The following is a 16824-nucleotide window of genomic DNA, read 5'->3' on the forward strand; positions in this document are numbered from 1 at the left end:
ATCATGAACGGCGACATCAACGGCGACGGGTCGGTCGGCTTCGGCGACATCAACCCGTTCGTGAACCTGCTGACAGCACCGTAGGCGGAGTGCTGACCTGAAATGCACCGAGGCACGGGCAGGCAACACTTGTCCGTGCCTCGTGTGGTCCGACGGGACCGTTATCGGACGGGATGGGCTGGCGGCGAAAAAACTGCCTAGGAATGGCGGCAGGGCCGTGGTACGATCTGAATAACAATGCAGAGCCGCTTGCCCCGGGCCGTGGGGTGCCGGGCGGCGTGGACTATGTGCTGACGCCGCCCTTCATGACCTAAGCGGCGGCGTTGGACACCAACAGTGGATGGAGCGCAGCGAGCCACGACTGGCCGGCCGGCGCGGGACATTCCTCATGTGCGCCGACGGGCCCAATTCACGCAAGGAGAGACTATGTTCAGCCGTTGTGTCGCACTCGTGCTCGGTGTCGGCCGGCGCCCGTTGGCGGCGGTCGTGGTGTCGGCCGTGTTCGTGGCCGTGGCACTGGCCGGGAGCCAGGGCGCCAGGACCGCAGTGGAAGCGACGTCCGGCGCCGCCGGTGAGATTGTGCTCCAGTACCGGCTGCCGGACCTGGTGCACACGACGGTCGATGTGAACGGGCGGCCGTATGCGCTCGTGGAACTGGCGGGCGAGCCGCGCCTGCTGGACGCCGGCGCGCCGGACCTGCCGCACGTGACGCGCAGCGTGATCATCCCGGACGACGGGGTGATGGACGTGCGCGTGGTTGACTTCACGTACGAGGACCTGCCGGACGTCGACGTTGTGCCGTCGAAGGGCAACCTCGCGCGTACGGTGGATCCGGACACCGTGCCGTACGAGTTCGGGGCGGCGTATGGCACCGACGCGTTCTATCCCGGAACGCTGGCGGAAGTGCGCGAGCCCTACATTCTGCGCGATCATCGCGGGGCGGTCGTGGACGTGTATCCGGTGCAGTACAATCCCGTAACGCGCACGCTGCGCCTGTACACGACGCTGACGGTCGAGGTGGTGCGCGTGGCCGATGGCGGGGCCAACGTGCTGCGGCGCGACACGAGTCGCCCAAGCAAGGTCTTCGACGAGCTCTACGCCACGCACTTCGTCAACAGCGGCCCGACGTTGCGCTACAACCCGCTGGACGAGATTGGCGACATGCTGATCATCTGCCACGACGCGTGGCTGCCGAACATCCAGCCACTGGTCAACCACAAGAACTCAATCGGCATCCCCACGACGGCCGTCGGCGTGGCGACGATCGGCAACAACGCCACGGCGATCAAGAGCTACATCCAGAGCGTTTACAACCAGGGCAACCTCGCGTTCGTGCTGCTCGTCGGTGACGCGGCGCAGGTGGCGACCCCCACGGCCTCGGGCGGCTCTGCCGACCCGACCTATTCCAAGCTGGCCGGCAGCGACAACTACCCCGACATCCTCGTGGGCCGCTTCTCGGCCGAAACCGCCGCCCAGGTGGACACGCAGGTCCAGCGCACGATCACGTACGAGACGCTGCCCGCCACGCAGCAGGCCTGGTTCAAGAAGGGCACCGGCATCGCGTCGTCCCAGGGCGCGGGGATCGGCGACGAGGGCCAGGCCGACTACGTGCACATGGGGCAGATCCGCACGTGGCTGCTGAACTACGGCTACACGCAGGTCGATGAGATTTACGACACGAACGGCGGCACCGCCGCGATGGTGACGACCGCGCTCAACAACGGCCGCGGCGTCGTCAACTACTGTGGGCACGGCAGCACGACATCGTGGAGCACGACCGGGTTCTCGAACTCCAACGTGGCCGCTCTGCAGAACGACAACGTGCTGCCGTTCATCATCAGCGTGGCCTGCGTCAACGGGCAGTTCGACGGCTACACGTGCTTTGCCGAGGCGTGGTTGCGCTCCACGCACAACGGCCAGCCGATCGGCGCGATCGGGGCGTACATGTCTTCGATCAACCAGTCGTGGGCGCCGCCCATGGAGGCCCAGGACGAATTCAACATGCTCCTGACCCAGGTCGAGGCCAACAGCTACTTCTCCTACGGCGGGCTGTGCTTCGCCGGTTCATGCTCGATGATCGATGCGTATGGCAGCGGCGGCGCCGACATGTTCAACACGTGGCACATCTTTGGCGACCCCTCGCTGCGGATCGTCGGCGTGCCGACTCCGCCGCACGGAATCGCCGTCACGCCGGACACGGGCCTGGCGGCCGAGGGCCCGGCGGGCGGGCCGTTCGCGCCGGACAGCGCGAGCTACATGCTCGCGAACCTGGGCGACACGGCGCTGACCTACGAGGTCAGCGCTTCCGAGAGCTGGATCACGATCGCAAACGGCAGTGGCACCTTGCCGCCCGGCGGCGCGGTGACCGTGACGATCAGCCTCAACGAAGGGGCTAACCTGCTGAGCGTCGGGCTCTACGCCGCGACGATCGACTTCGTGAACACGACCGATCACGACGGCGACACGTCGCGGAGCGTCACGCTCAAGGTCGGCGTGCCGACGGTGCAATATGCCTGGAATCTTGACAGCAGCCCGGGCTGGAGTGTGCAGGGGCAGTGGCAGTTCGGCACGCCGCTGGGCCAGGGTGGCGTGCAGCACCCGTACCCCGATCCCACCGCTGGCGCGACCGGCACGAATGTGTACGGCGTGAATCTCGCCGGCGACTACGCCACGACCGCGGGCGGGCCGTACTACCTGACGCTCGGTCCGGTTGACCTGACGGGCGGCAGCGAGGTCAGCCTGCGGTTCCAGCGCTGGCTGAACAGCGACTATCAGCCGTACGTGTACGCGACGATCGAAGTCTCCAGCGACGGGGCAAACTGGACGCAGGTCTGGACGAACGGCACGACGGAAACCAAGCAGAGCACCTGGGCGGCGAAGCAGTATGACATCTCGGCCGTGGCGACTAATCAGCCGAGCGTCTGGATTCGCTGGGGCTACAAGGTTGGCAATGGCGCCTACGCCTACTCTGGCTGGAACATCGACGATGTCGAGATCTGGGCGCTGAAGGCCAGCGCGCCGGAGCCGCGTCCGGGTGATCTCAACTGCGACGGTATCGTGACCTTCACCGACATCAACCCGTTCGTGCTGGCGCTGACCGATGCGGCCGGCTACGCGGCTCAGTTCCCGGGTTGTGACCGGCTCAACGCGGACATCAGCGGCAACGGCACCGTGGGCTTCGAGGACATCAACCTGTTCGTGAACATGCTGACCACCCCGTAAGTCGCAGCGCCGCGAAAACGCGCAGCCCCGCCGGCGATCACCCGACCACCGGCGGGGCTGTTTCGTGCGCGGGGCACCGGCTCGCGTGCGCGGCCCAGTGCCCGGGCGATTTTCGGAAACTTGTTCTGGTGGCTACAGGCGTTCGGCGATGACCTTCTGCGCCGCCGTCACGCCCGCGCCGAGCTGGAACTTGTGCCCCATCTTTAGCAGGCACTGCTCGAGCGCCGCGATGGCAAGCACGGTGTCCAGCTCGTCGACGTAGCCCATGTGGCCGAGACGGAAAATCTTGCCCTTGAGCTGATCCTGGCCACCGGCGGATTCGATCCCGTAGCGCTTCTCGAGTTCGTTGCGCAGGTCCTTCACCGTGATGCCGGCCGGCGGGCACAGCGCGGTGACGGAGTCCGACGGCGACTTCGAGAAGACCTTCAGGCCGATCGCCTCACCCGCGGAGCGCGTCGCGGCAGCCATCGCCGCCACGCGCCGCCAGACGGTCTCCATCCCATCTTCGAGGAGTATCGACAGCGCCTTGACCAGGCCGCGCACGAGCAGGTGCGCCGGCGTAAAGGGCGTGTCGTTTTCCTTTGCCATCTTGCGGGCCTTGTTCAGGTTCAGGTAGTACGCCGGCTGGCGCTGGTTGCCCTCGATCACCTTCCACGCCTTCTCACTGATCGCCAGGAAGCCCAGGCCGGGCGGCAGCATCAGGGCCTTCTGGGCACCGGTGATGACCACGTCCACGTGCCAGGCGTCCGGCTTCAGCGGCAAAGCGCCGGCGGACGTGATGCAGTCAGCCAGCAGCAGCTTGCCCGCCGCATGCGTCACCGTGCCGATGCCCTCCAGGTTGCACGCGGTCGCCGTCGAGGTCTCGCTGTGCACGACCATGACGCCCGTGATGGCGGGGTCTTTCCTGAGCAGGTCGGAGACGAGCTCGGGCGTGGCGGCGGTGCCCCATTCGACCGGGTGGCGGACGACGTTCAGACCGAACTGCTCCGCGATTTCGCCCCAGCGCTGGCCGAACTTGCCGCCTTCGATCGTGAGCAGTTTCGACCCGGTTGGGTTGCAACCGATAATGGCGGCCTCGGCGGCGGCGGTGCCGGAGCCGGTGATGATGAGCACGTCGTTCCTGGTCTGGAGGACCTCCTGGAGCTTCGCGGTGGCCTCCTTCATGAAGCCCTTGAACCAGTCGGTGCGATGATGGTGGAAGGGCCTTGCCATCTCGACCAGGACTTCCTCGGGGACCGCACAGGGGCCGGGCGTGAACAGGCGAAACTTTTTCATGGGGTTGAACCTCGCGTATTAGGACTCCGCTGCCGGTGCGTCGCGCCACCGAAGCCGTTATGGTACCATGTGCCCCCCGGCACCGCGAGGGGCGCCCCGGTGGCCCCCCGCCGCCGGGGTGGCAGATGCGGCGCCAGCTGGATATACTGCGCGTTTTGCGAGTTTTGCTGCCAGGACAGGACCTATGGAACTCAGCCGCATCCTGACGCCCGAACGCATCCGCGTACCGCTTGAGCCGGCGGACAAGATCGGCGTCATCACTCAACTCGTCGACGTGCTGGCCGCCACGGGCGGCCTGGTGAACCGGGACGCGGCCCTCGACGCGGTCCTGAAACGCGAGGCCGAACGCACAACCGGGATCGGCTACGGCCTCGCCATTCCGCACGGCAAGAGCGACGGCTGTGATCGGCTGGTCATGGCGGCCGGAAAACCCGCCGCGCCGGTCGATTTCCAGAGCCTGGACGGGCGTCCCGTGACGTTCGTGGTGCTGCTGATCAGCCCGCCCGACCAGACCGGCCCGCACATCCAGGCTCTGGCCAAGATCAGCCGCCTGATGAACATCGAGGACTTCCGCAACGCCGTCGACCAGGCCATGTCCGCGCGGGACCTGCACCAGGCCATCGCGGCGTGTGAGTCGACCGAGCTTTCCGGGAAGGCCTAGGCGGCGGGCCACGCCGGGGGATTGGATCCGACAGGTTGGTCGGGAGCGGCGTGCCGTTGCCGACCGCGCACAATCTGCCGCTCGCCGTCACTTTCTCCGCGCCGCCTTGGCGGACAAGTCGCGCCGGCCAAACGTCCGATCCTATAGACGGTGGTTTCCGCTACCGGTCGGTGCTGCCCGCGCCGTGATGGACGCACGATGGCCCAGCCGCACATCCAGGTCATTCTCGCTGCCGACTCCGTGCCGGAAAGCCTGCGCGCCGCCCTGCAGCGCACCAGCGCGACGACCAGCTTCTGGGCCCTGTCGGAGGCTCTCCGCGGCGATCCGACCTTGATGGCCGACGCGGTGGTGATCGTGCTACCGCAGGACGCGACGGCGCTGGCTGGCCCGTTGCGGGTGCTGCTCGACCGCCTGGCCGAGCGGCCGCGCGCCACGCTCCTGCTCACACCCAGCAACCCCGCGCTGCCTCCGCTCGATCATCCGCCCACCCTGCCGGTCACGTTCGGCAGCGGGCTGGATGAGCACGACCTGACGGCGCGCCTCACCACGATGCTCGCCATGCGCAACTCACTGGATTCGCTGCACCGGGGGTTACTGGCGAACCGGCGCAGCGGTGAGAGCGTCGCGCTGCGCTACATGAGCCAGCTCCGCCTGGCCAGCCAGGTGCAACGCGAGTTCCTGCCCGAGACGCTTCCACGCTTCGGCCCGCTGTCGTTCGACGTTGTCTTCCGGCCGGTCGATTACGTCTCCGGCGACATCTACGACGTGCGCCGGCTGGATGAGAACCATGTCGGCATCGCGCTGGCTGACGCCAGCGGCCACGGCATTCCCGCCGCGTTGCTCACGGTGTACATCAAGCGCGCGCTGCGCGGCAAGGAGGTGGACAACGGCTCGTACCGCCTCCTGGCACCCGACGAGGTACTGTCCGCGCTGAATGAGGACATCCTCGAAGCCGGTCTCAGCGAGTGCCCGTTCGTCGCTGCCATCTATGCGGTGCTGAATATCCGCACGCTCGAAATGGCCCTCGCCCGCGGCGGCGCGCCGTACCCGCTGTATCGCACAGCGGACGGGGCGGTGCACCTGATCGAATCCCCGGGCGGCGTCGTGGGCGTGCTCCCGCATGCCCGCTTCGAAGTGCGCACCGTGCAACTGCAGCCGGGCGAGTGCGTGCTGTTCTGCACGGATGGCCTGGAGCGCGTCGTCGCGCCCCAGCACACCGTCCGTAACGTGCCCGCAGGGCTGCAGCGTGCCGCCGACCAGATGGCCGCCAGCCGGTCACTCGCGGCCGACGCGGACGGTGCGGATGGCGGCGGCGTCGCGCTTGCCACGTTGGCCGAACCGGACGTGGGCACGCCGACCGACGAAGCGGCCGCCGCCCGGCACACATTGACACGCGCGGCGGACACGCCGTGCGAGCGCAACCTGGTGCTGGACTCGCCCTGGTGCGACGTGCTCCGCGACCAGGGTCCTTCCGCGGCGCTCGAACAGGTCGCGGGCCGCCAGCGTGCCTTACGCCGCATGGGTTATCCGCTCGACGATCTGACCGTGCTCGCCATCCGCGTGGATGCCGACTAGCAACCCGCTCCTCCGCTGCAATCCGCTGCACGGCAGCCGGACTCCGCGTCGCGTCCGCTGCCTGTGACGCACCCTACGGTCGCCAGCCGGCGGAGTTGCCAAGCCCGCGCCGGGCGCGATACCCTGCCGCGGATGTGCACCCGCGTCTGCTTCGCATTGTGCTTGATCGCCGTCTGTCGCGCGCCGGCGCTGGCCGCTGATCCGCCGGCCGGACCGCGCGAACCGCTCGACCTCGTCCCCGCCGACAGCATGCTCTGCTGGGCCGGGCGACCGCTGCCCGACCTGGCACCAGCGACCGATCAGCCCTCCACCCTCCAGACGATACTCGAAGTCGGCGCGCGGATCGCTGGCGGCACGATCGACAGCGGCACGCAGCTTGGCGCGCGCGCGGCCGAGATGTTCGGCCAGCTTGTCCGCTACCCGCACGCGCTGGTGCTGATCGATGCCAGCGCCAAGCCGACCGTCACCGACCCCGAGGCCCGCCGCGTCGACCGCCTCCGTTTCGCCGCCATCGTCCAGTGCGGCGAGCAGGTCGAGCCGTTTCTCCGCATCATCCAGAAGGCCGTAAACGAACAGACGAACAGCGGCGCCGCGACGCTGACGAATCGCCGCGCCGGGCGCTGGACGTACCAGGAACTGAGCGACCAGCGCCTGCCCGACTGGGCCGTCATCGCCTGGGGGCGGCTCGGCGACTACTTCGTACTGACGGTCGGCCCCGGCGTCTGGCCGAAGATCGCGGCGGTCGTGATGAAGGACGAACCCGCGCTGAGCCAGGATACGTGGTACGCCGTGTCGCGCGCGCCGCGCCGCCGGACCGCGCTGATCGAGGTGTTCGTCGCCGGCAAGGTGATTCTCCAGCGGCTGGACCCGCTCATCGCGGGCCGCGCCGGCGATTTCTTCCGCGCGTGGGACGCGGGTGATCTGGAGCAGGCCCACTGGGCCGTGGGTTTCGGCGGCTCCGCGCTGTACTGCGTGGCGCATTTTCGGCGGGGCGCGGAGACCGTGCGGCGGGTGTACGCCGACGCCGACAACCGCGATCCGCGCCTGCTCGAGGCGATCCCGGCGGACGCGCGTTACGCGATCTTCGATGTGCCGATGGGGCGCTTCCTGCCGCGGTTCTTCGGCGGGCTCCTGTCGTTCCAGGGGCCGAAGGCCCGCGCGAACATCGAGCGCCTGTGGGCCGAGGGGCAGGCCCGGCATGGGCTCGACGTTGAGCGGGACCTGCTTGCGCATCTGGGCGACCGGGTCGTGCTCCACAATGATCCCCCGCATCCGCTGCGCCTGCCGCTGGCTCTGACCACGCTGATCGAGATCCGCGACGAGCCCGCGACCGTATCCCGGACGATCGAGGCGATCTGCGGCGCCTGGCGCGACGCCTTGGGCGAGGTTGCGGCCCGCGGCGGCGCGCCGCCACCCTTCACGCTCCATCGCGACTACGACGACATCTGGTACCTGCGCCTGAGCCTCGCCGGCCCCGACTGGCTCGGGCTTGCTGGCCCGGCCTGGATTGTCACGGACCGTTTCATAATCCTCAGTTGGTCCCCGACGGCCCTGCGAGACTATCTGGAGCGCGTGCCGGCGGAGGTGAAGGGGCGGAGTGCAGCGGCGCGCGTTCGGCCCACGTCGCAGGCGGTGAGCACGACGCGTGAAGCGGGCCTGTAGCGTAATTTGTTTAAACACAGGATGTTGTAGCCATTCTATTCCGCCGGGAATCGAATTCCGTGCGCGCACGGACCCGCTCGCGAGCGTGTTGCACTGACCTTTGGTGGGGTAACGCCTGGGGCGCGCGGACCGGCGCAGGCCGGCAAGAATCGCGGGCTGATAGTGCGCCAGCTTTGACAGGCACACGACTTACGACGATAATGCGGAATGGCGTGCCGCAGGGAAGGTTGCCGCATCTGTAGCCACGTCGAAGCAGCGTTTGTTTCGAGCGGATCCAATCCTGGGCGATGCAGAAGGTATGACTCATGGCTGCCGGGACGGTCAAATGGTTCAATGACACCAAGGGATTCGGGTTCATCCGCTCAGACGATGGTCAGGATGTGTTCGTACACCACACCGAAATCAACGCGGAAGGACACCGCACGTTGCGCGAGGGCGAGCGCGTGGAGTTCGAGGTGGCCCAGGGACCCAAGGGTCCGAAGGCCGTCAATGTGAAGTCCGCGGACTAGCGCGCCGCGCTGAGCCCACAGACCAAACGCGGGGCATCGTTCACGCCGGACGATGCCCCGCTGCTTTGCGCCGCCGCCGCGCGTGGCGGCTTGCGGGATTTGCGTCGGCCCGGTTTCCGCGTACGCTTCCACCAGGCCTGCGGTGGCGCGGGCCGGCCGACCTGTGAATCTGCGGGAGTCTCACGATGAAGCTGGCGAATCGGGTTGCGTGGTCAGTGAGTCTGACGCTCACGCTCGCGGTCCTGACCGGGTGCCAGGGCCTTGGGCCGCGGGCCACCGGGCAGCGCGACGGCGTCTTCGTCCACATCAGCCGGGACGGGCAGGACGCCCACGCCGTGCTGATGGGCCTCAAGATGGCGTCGCTGATGGCGGCCGATCACGATGTGCTGGTGTACTTCGATTTGAAGGGCGTCAACGTCGTCCTGCAGAACGCGCCGGAGATCACGCATCCGGAATTCGAGCCGGCGCGGGCGCAGTTGCAGACCCTGCTCAACAAGGGTGTGCCGCTCTACGCGTGTCCGAGCTGCCTGAAGGCGGCCGGCAAGCAGCCGGGCGATCTGCTCCCCGGGGTGAAGCCGGCGGAGAAGGCGGCCTTCTTCGGCTTCACGCAGGGACGCATTCTCACGCTCGACTACTGACCGACGCACCGGCCCGGCACGCAGGGACGCGGGATCGAACCCATCTGCGTGCCACGGGGGGCAGATAAGACTGCCCCGCTCTCCGGGGCACGCGCGGCTGCGCGATCTGGCAGACTACACGAAGATATCCGATGTGCAGTCGCCGCCGGGAAAGCGCATCTCGTGCGCCCGCGCCGGCCCGCCGGGCTCCTGGCCGAAATCGAGCAGGAACTCGGGGTTGATGGCCAGGCCGCTCTTCCGCGTGTCGACGTCGAGCTGGAGCATCCACGACCCGTCGCGCGCGATCTCCGGGTAGAACTGGTTGTCCCACGCGCTGAGCAGCGAGTTCGTCACGTAGAGCCGCTTTCCGTCCAGACTGAGCTGCAGCATCTGCGGCCCGCCGGTGAGCTTGCGGCCCCGCACGCGCACATCCTTGCCCGTCAGGCCGCCGCACCAGACCTGGCCCGTGAGCTTCGGTTGCGACGGATCGGAAATGTCGTATTGGCGAATGTCGCCATGCAGCCAATTCGACATGTACAGGTAGCGGTCATCCATCGAGAGCAGGATGTCGGTGATCAGGCCGGGTACGGGGAAGTCCCAGCCGGCCACCTCGATCGGCTCGACGGCGACGACTTTCTCCGTCTTCCATTCGCCGGCGTCCCGGTGCCAGTGCCAGACGGTGCTGGAAAGTGCGGCCCCGACGAACCCGTGCGTGCTGGCCGGGTCGTGGTGGAAGCGCACCTCGAGTGGAATCAGGCCCTCTTCGCCAAGATCGACGCTTTGGCGGATCGCCCGCTGCTCGAAATCCCAGAAGTGCAACCGCGCGCCGTACTTGCCGGCCTGGGCTTCCTCCAGCTTGAAGCCGCCCGCGTACGTCTGCGGGTCGCTCCATTCGCTGCTGACCATGACATTGTGCCGCGGCTGGTACCAGAAATCGTAGTTGAAGCGCATGCCGGTGGCGTCGCGCTCCCAGCGGCCTTTGATGTTGAAGTCCTCGTCCAGCACCAGAAACCCGCCCGGCCCGCGCCCCTGCGCGTCCCCCAGCATCGAGATGACCATCGTGCCGTCCGCGAGACAGTGCACGGTGTGCGGGGCGGAGAGATTGGTCTTGCGGAGCACGTCTTCGGCGGAAATCACCTTGTGCAGGCGCGGCCGCGCCGGATCTTCGATGTCGACAATGTGAATGCGCGTCGACTTCAGGCCGGGCACGATCGCGTACCGGCGGGACTTGGTCGGGTCGCCGTGACAACTGCTGCACGCGTTCCAGCCGAAGTGGTGCAGCTCGTCGCCCGCCTGCGGCATCGGCAGGCGGTGAATCACCTTGCCGAACTGCGGCGACCGCGGATCGACGTCGACCGTGGCGAGGAAGTCCGGGTGCTCGCGGTCGGTTCCGACGTAGATGCCCGTGACGTAAAGCAGCTTCTCGCGCTCAGACTTCATCGCATCGCGCGGCGTGGCGAAGCCGGGGCCATGGCAGGTGGCGGGCGGCTTCTCCTCCGCCAGGGCGAAGGGTCGCCGAGTGGCGAGCGGGGTCAGGGCGGTGGCGCCAAGTGCAGCCAGGAATTCGCGGCGTCGCATGGGGTGCGCTCCTTTCGCAGATCCGACGTGCCAGACGTTCGGAATGTGATGCGGCTGGCGCGCGGCGGCACACACGCGTCACGCCAGCCTTGGCTTGCTCGGCCCGAACGGTGATATGGTATCGTGTTGATCCTAATTCTCAAGCCGCAAAGATCCGGCCGGGCCGGGGGCCGTGATCGAGCTCGATTCTGCGTACAATGCCGCCGGCACGCGGAGGCGTCGGAGCGCCGCGATCCCTGGAGAACTGGGATGATCAACAGCTTTGAAGGGCGGACGCCCGAAATCGGGCCCGGGACGTATGTGCATCCATCGGCGGATGTATTCGGGAACGTGCAGCTTGGGGCCGGATGCTGGATCGGGCCGGGGGCGCGGATCCGCGGCGACTACGGGCGGATCGAGATCGGCGACCATACCGCCGTCGAGGACAACGTGGTCATTCATGCCCGGCCGGGTGAGCAGACGACGATCGGCGACTGGGTGACGCTGGGCCACGCGTGCATCGTGCACAATGCGACGATCCGGGCGTGGGCGATCATCGGCATGGGCGCGATCGTGTCGGACTGGGCCGTGGTGGGGGAGTGGTCGGTCGTCGGCGAGGGGACCGTTGTGCGGCAGCGGCAGGAAGTGCCGGACGGGCGGATCGCGGTCGGCACGCCGGCGCGGGTGCTGGACAAGGTGGTCGCGGAGGACTTCAAGGCGCAATGGAAGGGGTTCAAGGAGTTGTACGTCGATCTGGCCCGGCGATATCCGGCCGGGCTGAAATGAGCGCTGCCGGCTCGTGACGGACGGACAGGGGCGCTGGTAGGATTTGGCCACGCGTAAGCGTTTCGACGAGGAGCCCAGCATGCCGGAAAACAGCATCTACAAAGTGATCGAGTTGGTCGGCACGAGCCCGAAGTCGTGGGAGGACGCCGCGAAGAATGCGATCGAGACGGCGGGCAAGAGTCTGCACGACCTGCGGGTCGCGGAGATCACCAAGCTCGACATGCGGATCGAGAAGGGGAAGGTGGTCGCGTACCGCGCGCGGGTGAACCTGTCGTTCAAGTACGACGCGGACCTGTAGCTCGTCGCGGGCGAAGCGACGTAGCCACGCAGCCAGAGCCTCGAGCGGCAGCGAGCGGGCCAGCGCAGCGCACCAGAGCCCCGAGCGCCAACGAGCGGGTCCGCCCGTTCCCCCGCTCTCCTGTTCTACCGCTCTTCGTTCACGCATTCAATCCCGCTGCGCCGTGATTGATTGGCAGCGTGGCTGCGGATAGGCCCGGTGGAGTGCGGGTGGAGCGCGTCCGCGGCTCGAAATCGCTGCGGGAGCAAAGCGGCGCTTCGCTCTCCCTCCACATGACCGGCAGGATGCCGATACCACAAGGGAGGGGGTCCACCGGCGAGACGCCGGTGCCACGGGAAGCAAAGCGGAGCTTCGCTCTCCCCCTCACACCACCGGCGGGACGCGGGTGCCACCTGCGGCGGGTTGGCGTTAGTATCCCCACGATGCGGACTCTGCGTGTCGTGGTCCTGCTCGTTGTCGTGCTCCTCCCCGGCGCGCTGCTTGCGCCCGTCTGGCGGCTGGCGGGGCTCGGGGCCGGCGAGGACGACATCCTTTACTACTTCCCCGCCCGCACCTTCTTCCACGACACGATCCGGGCCGGCGAGTGGCCGTGGCTCAACCCGTGGACCGGGCTCGGCCGACCGTTCGCCGCCGACCCGCAAGCCGCCGTGTGGTACCCGTTCACCTGGCTGTTCGCCGTGCTGCCGCCGGTGCAGGCCTACCCGCTGTCGCTCTGGGCCCACTACAGCCTGGCGTTGTGGGGCATGTACCGGCTGCTGCGGGCGCAGACGCTGGACCGCCGGGCGGCCCTGTTCGGGGCGATCGCGTTCGCGTTCTGCGGCTTCATGCTGGCGCATCGGGCACATTTCACGATGCAGCACGCCGCCGCGTGGGCGCCGTGGGTCTTCTGGCGCGTGCAGCGGTTCGCGCTGGCGGGCGGCGGCGTCAGCCGGTTCGTGTCCGCGACGCTGGTGCTGGCGCTGCAGTGCTTCGCCGGACACGTGCAGATGGCGGCGCTGACGGTGCTCGGCGTGCTGGCGTTCATGCTGGCGTATCCGCCGCACGGGCCTGCGGGGCACAAGCGGACCAGGGCGACGGCGCGGGCCGCGGGGCCGCTGGTCGCGCCGCCGGCGGTCGTGGTGCGTTGGGGGCTGGTGTGCGTGTTCGCGGCCGGCCTGTTCGCGATCCAATGGTTGCCGACCTACGACTACATGCAGCTTTGCACGCGTGTGGAGCGCACGTACCGCGACTTTATCGAGAACAGTTGGAGCCCTGCGTCGGTGCTGGGGTGGCTGACGCCGATGCTGCTCGGGCAGCGGACGCCGAACCTATTCGACCAGGCGTACTGGGGGCCGTCGCACCAGGTTGAGCAGTTCGGGTACGCGGGGCTGCTGCCGCTGCTGCTGGCGGGGCTGGCGCTGCGGGCCGGTTGGTGGCGCGATGCGCGGCGGCGACCGTGGATTATCCTGGCGGCGCTGGCGTTGCTGCTCGCACTGGGAGAACTCGGGCCGCTGTGCCCGCTGCTGTACTGGCTGCCGGGGAGCAGTCTGTTCCGCTGTCCAGCGCGGGCGCTGCTGCTGGTGAACATGGCGGTCGCGGCGTTGGCGGCGACGACGCTGGAGGATCTGGGGGCAACGGTCTCGCCGCGACGGGCACGACTGCGCGCGCTCATCATTCGCTGGACCAGCCGGCCGGTGGTGCTAGCCGCGGCGGTGGTCGTGGTGCCGGCGGTACTGGTGCTGGCGGCGATGCCGCTACTGCGGGTGGAGTTGCGGACGGCGGCGTTGCACGCGTTGCGACCGTGGGCGCCGGCCATGTGGGTGCCGTTCGTGACGGCGCTGGTCACATGCGTGGTGCTTGGCTTCGTCGTGCGGCGCTGGCGGCAGCCGCTGCTGCTCTGGTTGCTGCTGCCGCTGACGGCTGCGGACCTCGCCGTCATTGGCTGGACGATCGACGTGCCGGCGGGGCACGCCGGCCCGCAGTCGCTGTTGACGCCGCAAGCGACGGAGTGGATGGACGAGGTAGCGGAATCGGGCGACCGTCTGTGGGTGGTGACTGGGCGGCAGGGCTGGCTGCCCGGCGAGTACTTCGCCTCGATCGACAAGGCGGTGGCGAACACGAACATGCTGCTCGGGATCGCGTCACTGACGGACTATGGGCCGCTGCACCCGCGCGTGGTGGTCGAGCAGTTCGGTTTTCTGCCGTGGGGCGAAACGCTGGCGGCCGACCGCTTGCTCGCCGACACCAGTTGGATGCGGCTCTACGACGTCGGCTGGGTGCTGCTCTGTGACCGCGACCGGCCAGCGCCCACGGGTTGCGACCTCGTGACGATTACGCCGGAGGGTTGGCGGTTGTATCGCAATCCGGCGGCGGTGGGCTGGGCGATGTTCGAAGATGCGGCCCAGACGGCGGCGGTGCGAACGGTGCGACCCAGCGCCGCGCGCCTCAGGGTGTGGGCGGACACCTGGCCGGACGAGCGGGGCGAGCGTCCGCGCCTGGTGATCTCCCAGCTTGCGCTGCCTGGCTGGATCATCCGGGTCGACGGGCAAGCCGTGCCGGCGGAGAGCGTGGGCGGGCTGCTGGCGGTGCGGATCCCGGGTGGCGCGGCCGTGGAGATCGATTGTGCGTACTTTCCGCCGGGCCTGGTGTCCGGCGCGCTGATCACGCTGATGTGCGGGGGTGGGTGGGTGCTGCTGGCCATTTGGGGTGGGATCGAGCGCCGGGGCTCAGCAGGTGCCGCGCGACCGTCCCGCCGGCGTGCCCGCGGCCGGCCACACTAGCCGAAACGTGCAGCCGCGGCTGCCGTCGTTGGCGAAGGCCTGGAGCGTGGCGCCGTGGTGTCGGGCGATCATGCGGCAGACGCTGAGGCCGAGGCCGACCTGTTGCCAGTCGGTGGGGCGTTCGCGCGGGTCGGCGGCCAGGAACGGATTGAGGACCTGGTCGAGCGTTTCGGCGGAGATCCCGCTGCCGCTGTCGCGCACTTCGATCTGCACCCGGCCGTCCACCGCGGTTGCGGCGACGGTGAGTGGTCCGCCGCCGTCCTTCATGGCCCGGCGCGCGTTCAGCAGGAGGTTCAGCAGGACCTGGCAGAGCAGGTCGTTGCGGGCGTTGACGCGCAGGTCGTCGGGCACGGCGACGTGCAACTGGATGCCGTCTTTCTCCAGCGGGCGCGTCATGGTTTCGATGGCCTCGTGGACGGCGGCGGCCACGGAGCAGGCCTCGGCGGGGCAGGCGTCGTTGTGGACCATGTCGAGCAGGTGCCTGGTCACGCTCATGGCGCGCTGCGACTGGATGAGGGCGCGCTCGAGGGTCTTGCGCATGAAGGGCACGTCGTCGCCGGTGAGGGCGGCTTCGGCGCGGGCCATGATGGGAGTCAACAGGTTGTTGAACTCGTGCGTGACCATCGCGGCCATGTTGCCGAGCAGCGCGAGGCGCTGACAGGCGATGAGCTCGTCCTGCAGACCGCGGATGGTTGCCCGCAGCGATTCAATGGATTCGTTGGCCACCGATCTGGAGGGTGTCGCACAGGCACATCCGGCGGCAGTGGGCCGCGTGCACTCGTCGGACATGGGAGCACGGTCCTTTCCCGACTGCTGACCCGGTCGCTCACCACAACCCACCCACGAGCGCGCATGATACGGGCGCTGGGGCGCGGCTGTCAATTCGGCTCACGGACGGTCTTCGGCTTTCGGCGGGCGGTTCATCAATTCGGTGATCGCCACGAGCGGCGCCTTGTGGTCGAAGAGGACGGCCGCGACCGCTTGTGTAATCGGCATTTCCACCTTGAGACGCGCAGCGAGCTCCAGGACGGCGCGCGTGGTGGGAATACCCTCGATGACCGCCGCGCTCTCGGCGACGACCTGCTCGGGACTGACGCCCTGACCGATGCGTTCGCCGGCGGACCGGTTGCGTCCGTGCGGGGACACGCAGGTGGTGAAGAGGTCGCCGACGCCGGCGAGGCCGCCGAATGTCTCCGGTCGCGCGCCCAGTGCGACGCCGAGCCGCGTGATTTCGACCAGGCCGCGTGTCACGAGCGCAGCTTTTGCGTTGTCGCCGGCGCGCAGGCCGTCCAGGATTCCCGCGGCGAGCGCGATCACGTTCTTGAGGGCGCCGGCGAGTTCCACGCCGAGTACATCGCGGCTGGTGTACACGCGGAGCCACGACGTGCCCATCGTCTGCTGGATGAGTTCGGCCACCGCGGTGGATTCGCAGGCCACGACGACGGTCGCGGGCAGGCAGCGGGCGAGTTCACGGGCGATGTTCGGGCCGGAGAGCACGGCGACGGGGTTGTGGGGCGCGTGGGCGGCGATGATGTCGCTGGGACGAGCCAGCGTGGCGATCTCGATGCCCTTGGTGACGCTGCCGATCGGCACCCCGCGCGGCACCTGCGGGCCGTGCTGCTCCCAGGCGGCGCGCAGGAACTGGGTGGGAATCGCGGAGACGATCAGCTCGCTACCCGTGAATGCCGCGACCGGGTTATTGGTCGGGCGCACGCGTTCCGCAAGGCGCAGGCCGGGCTGGTAGCGGCGATTCTCGCGGTCGATGAAGATTTCGTCGACTGGCTCGCACGCGCGGGCGAGCAGTGCGACGTTGACCCCGTTGGTGGCCAGGATTTGCGCGACCACGGTACCCATGCCCCCGATCCCGATCACGGTGGCCTTGTCGATCATGTGCTCTACCTTC

General features: G+C 68.3%; 13 protein-coding genes. 9 read left to right on the forward strand and 4 right to left on the reverse strand.

The features are described from left to right. The first annotated feature begins 426 nt into the window (after positions 1–426). Positions 427–3222, forward strand: coding sequence for a hypothetical protein (locus tag KA383_19200; protein MBP7748247.1), 2796 nt, complete (start codon positions 427–429; stop codon positions 3220–3222). Positions 3223–3354: 132 nt separating this feature from the next. On the opposite strand, the gene KA383_19205 is transcribed toward KA383_19200, so the two are convergent. Further along, on the reverse strand, positions 3355–4497 hold the full coding sequence (locus KA383_19205; protein ID MBP7748248.1) for an alanine--glyoxylate aminotransferase family protein: 1143 nt from the start codon (positions 4495–4497) through the stop codon (positions 3355–3357). Positions 4498–4681: 184 nt separating this feature from the next. Here KA383_19205 and KA383_19210 point away from each other — a divergent pair, with 184 nt between their 5' ends. The 5 genes from KA383_19210 to KA383_19230 all read left to right on the forward strand — a co-directional run bounded on the left by KA383_19210 (position 4682) and on the right by KA383_19230 (position 9542). Next, positions 4682–5158 (forward strand): PTS sugar transporter subunit IIA, encoded by a 477-nt coding sequence (locus KA383_19210; GenBank protein MBP7748249.1) that lies wholly within the window; start codon positions 4682–4684, stop codon positions 5156–5158. A gap of 198 nt (positions 5159–5356) precedes the next feature. Next, positions 5357–6733, forward strand: a complete 1377-nt coding sequence (locus tag KA383_19215) for a SpoIIE family protein phosphatase (protein ID MBP7748250.1) — start codon at positions 5357–5359, stop codon at positions 6731–6733. A gap of 162 nt (positions 6734–6895) precedes the next feature. After that, positions 6896–8395 carry a hypothetical protein gene (locus tag KA383_19220; GenBank protein ID MBP7748251.1) on the forward strand — a complete coding sequence of 500 codons (1500 nt, stop codon included), beginning with the start codon at positions 6896–6898 and terminating at the stop codon, positions 8393–8395. A gap of 305 nt (positions 8396–8700) precedes the next feature. Continuing rightward, positions 8701–8904, forward strand: coding sequence for a cold-shock protein (locus tag KA383_19225; GenBank protein MBP7748252.1), 204 nt, complete (start codon positions 8701–8703; stop codon positions 8902–8904). A gap of 185 nt (positions 8905–9089) precedes the next feature. Beyond that, positions 9090–9542, forward strand: coding sequence for a DsrE family protein (locus KA383_19230; protein MBP7748253.1), 453 nt, complete (start codon positions 9090–9092; stop codon positions 9540–9542). A 114-nt stretch (positions 9543–9656) separates the two neighbouring features. Here the strand turns inward: KA383_19230 and KA383_19235 are convergent, their stop codons facing one another. Beyond that, entirely contained in the window at positions 9657–11099 is a 1443-nt protein-coding gene (locus tag KA383_19235) for a selenium-binding family protein (protein MBP7748254.1), read from the reverse strand. A gap of 249 nt (positions 11100–11348) precedes the next feature. On the opposite strand from KA383_19235, the gene KA383_19240 reads away from it, so the two are divergent. From KA383_19240 to KA383_19250, 3 genes are all read left to right on the forward strand, one after another. After that, positions 11349–11864: a gamma carbonic anhydrase family protein gene (locus KA383_19240; protein MBP7748255.1), complete on the forward strand. Its 516-nt coding sequence runs from the start codon at positions 11349–11351 to the stop codon at positions 11862–11864. Between the two features lie 79 nt (positions 11865–11943). Further along, on the forward strand, positions 11944–12162 hold the full coding sequence (locus KA383_19245; GenBank protein ID MBP7748256.1) for a dodecin domain-containing protein: 219 nt from the start codon (positions 11944–11946) through the stop codon (positions 12160–12162). Between the two features lie 422 nt (positions 12163–12584). Then, positions 12585–14921, forward strand: a complete 2337-nt coding sequence (locus KA383_19250) for a hypothetical protein (protein MBP7748257.1) — start codon at positions 12585–12587, stop codon at positions 14919–14921. Here the strand turns inward: KA383_19250 and KA383_19255 are convergent. Continuing rightward, the gene (locus KA383_19255; protein ID MBP7748258.1) at positions 14868–15710 is read right to left on the reverse strand and encodes a HAMP domain-containing histidine kinase; all 843 of its coding nucleotides are present in this window, start codon (positions 15708–15710) and stop codon (positions 14868–14870) included. The genes KA383_19250 and KA383_19255 overlap by 54 nt on opposite strands. Positions 15711–15809: 99 nt before the next feature. Next, positions 15810–16811 carry an NAD(P)-dependent glycerol-3-phosphate dehydrogenase gene (locus KA383_19260; protein ID MBP7748259.1) on the reverse strand — a complete coding sequence of 334 codons (1002 nt, stop codon included), beginning with the start codon at positions 16809–16811 and terminating at the stop codon, positions 15810–15812. Positions 16812–16824: the final 13 nt, after the last annotated feature.

This window comes from Phycisphaerae bacterium (assembly GCA_017999985.1).
Taxonomy (GTDB): domain Bacteria; phylum Planctomycetota; class Phycisphaerae; order UBA1845; family Fen-1342; genus JAGNKU01.